Origin of the sequence: Rhodococcus sp. EPR-147 (assembly GCF_001647185.1) — a bacterium.
GTDB lineage: Bacteria > Actinomycetota > Actinomycetes > Mycobacteriales > Mycobacteriaceae > Rhodococcoides.
The window spans coordinates 1-2,382 of sequence record NZ_LVCU01000330.1; the positions used below are offsets into that span (position 1 = coordinate 1).

General features: G+C 62.3%; 3 protein-coding genes. 2 read left to right on the forward strand and 1 reads right to left on the reverse strand.

Annotated features, from left to right (window positions below):
* A partial coding sequence (locus A2J02_RS15310; protein WP_197478037.1) for a dihydrodipicolinate synthase family protein occupies positions 1-223 on the reverse strand: 223 nt, incomplete at its 3' end.
* Between the two features lie 172 nt (positions 224-395).
* Here A2J02_RS15310 and A2J02_RS15315 point away from each other — a divergent pair.
* Positions 396-1,400, forward strand: coding sequence for a LacI family DNA-binding transcriptional regulator (locus tag A2J02_RS15315; protein ID WP_068051030.1), 1,005 nt, complete (start codon positions 396-398; stop codon positions 1,398-1,400).
* Positions 1,401-1,627: 227 nt separating this feature from the next.
* A partial coding sequence (locus A2J02_RS15320) for an ABC transporter substrate-binding protein (RefSeq protein WP_068051029.1) occupies positions 1,628-2,382 on the forward strand: 755 nt, incomplete at its 3' end.

Sequence of the window (2,382 nt, forward strand, 5' to 3'; positions counted from 1 at the left end):
CTGCGACTGCATCGATCGACGCTTCCGCGACGGTCTTTCGTTCGTGGTCGCTCTGGCTGAACCATTCGCCTGTGCTGCCGTTCACGAGTACACCGTGAACACCCGTCTGCGCGTAGAGATTCATCAGGTCGAAAATTGCCTCGGTGTCGACGTCACCCGACTGCGTGAACGGTGTGGGGGCAGCGGGCCAGTAACCGGACCACGCGACATCATCGCGATTCATGGGAATGCCTTTCGGGCTCGGGACGATCGACGACGCGTCGTACCCGCATTTGTGGGATCGATTGCATAGACTGCCTTCGGGGTGGTCGAGTCGTCAAGCCGGAAACGTACTTGTAACGCGACCGCGGTCGAATATGTCTGTCCGAGGCGTGAAGCAAGAGAACGGAGAACCGATGGCGGTCACCTTGATCGACGTTGCGAGCGCTGCTGGGGTTTCGCGCAGCACGGCATCACGCGCATTGAGTGGATCGTCACTGATCTCCGCGGAGACCCGCGCAGCGGTCGAGGATGCGGCCCGGGTTCTCGGATATCGGCCGAACAGGGCTGCGAGCGCGCTGCGCTCCAACAGATCGCACTTGATCGGTCTGGTCATGAACAACCTGCTCAATGCGACCTTTCACACAGTCGCCGAGGTGGTCCAGAAGAGGGCGGCAGCCGGCGGATTTCAAGTCCTGCTCTGCATCACCGATGCAGATCCGGCGCGAGAGAACGACGTCCTGGCCATGCTCGGCGAACACGGCGTGGACGGCACGATCGTGATCGGCAGTGGACGGAGTGCGGCGGCGTCGAATGCGCTTCTGGAACAGGGCCGCGCGGTGGTCAACCTGATCCGTTCGGTCAAGGGGAGTTCGGCGTCGACGGTGCTGGCAGACGACGTCACGGGTGCTCGTGACGCGACGGCGCACCTGATCGGGCTCGGGCACAGCCGGATCGGCTACATCGGTGGAAACGAGGATGCGACGTCCGGGCGTGAGCGCTACGAGGGCTACCGACTGGCGCTGGCCGACGCAGGTATCCCGGTCGACGAGACGATCGTCCGAAAAGGCCCGTTCACCACCGAATTCGGTGCCGAAGCGATCAACTCGCTACTGGATGCACCCCAAGCGATGACTGCCCTGTACGCAGCCAATCACGAGGCTGTCTTCGGCATCCTGCCCACGCTCGTCGGCAGGGGTGTCTCGGTGCCGGACGAGTTGTCGCTGATCTGCCACGAGGACATGCCGTGGCTCGCGATGTGGCAGCCGGCAATCACAGTCGTCGACAACGGCGCGGCCCAATTGGCCAACGTGGCCATGGACCTGTTGTTCCAGCAGATCAAGGACTCGGTCGAACCCGACGGGCGTACGTATCGAATCGGCGCTCGTCTGGTGGAGCGGGCGTCGTGTGCCGAACTGTGAAAGAAGTTTTCGAGTGCAGGAATCGGGACCGCGATCACGTGCGAACGGTTAACAGTTGATGTACCGCGTGTCGGCAGTGTTAACCGCGTTGACGCCTCCGAATTCGTCTGCGACGCTTGATGCAATCGATCCCAAAGGATCGGCTCTTCTCGAACCACTCCATCATCGTCGCTGCCGCCCCGTCCTCGAACGTGTAGTGCTGCAGTCGATATCGAAAGGCTCGCTCAATGCGCAAGTTAACAGGACTCGCCGCTATCGCTGTCGTTGTAGCCGGCCTCACTGCCTGTAGTTCCTCGGACGATTCCGCCGCCGCGCCGACGGACTGTACTCCCACGCTCGGTGCTTCGGACCTCGCCGAAGAAGGCGTACTGACGATGGCCACCAACGCAACTCTTCCGCCCATGCAGTACGTCGATCCGAACGGGGACGTGATCGGCATGCGCGTCGACCTCGGTAAGGAGATCGCCAAGCGCCTGTGTCTGACGCCGAAGTTCGTCAACATAGAGTTCGAGGCGCAGATTCCCGGTGTGCAGGCCGGCCGCTGGGACATGATCGACACCGGCATGTTCTACACGCCCGCACGCGCCGAGACCATCGATCTCGTTCCGTACGAGGTGCAGGCAGTCTCGATCTCGGGGCCCTCGGGCAACCCCGAATCGATCTCGAGCGTGGACGATCTGGCGGGCAAGACCATCGGGGTCGAAGCGCCCGGATACGAGTTCGACACGTTGACCGCCATGGCCGAGGAATTTGCAGCCGAAGGAAAGCCGGCGCTGACGGTGCAGACGTTCAAGACCAATGCCGATGCCTATCAAGCGCTTTCGGCGGGACAGCTCGACGGCACCTCCATCGTCGAGTCGGTCACGTCGTTCTACCAGGAAGACGGACGCTTCGAGACAGCCGTCGGTGGAATCAACGAGGCACCCCTTGCCATGGGATTCGCCAAGGGCAGCAAATCGTCCGCTGAGGTGGCGCGTGTGCT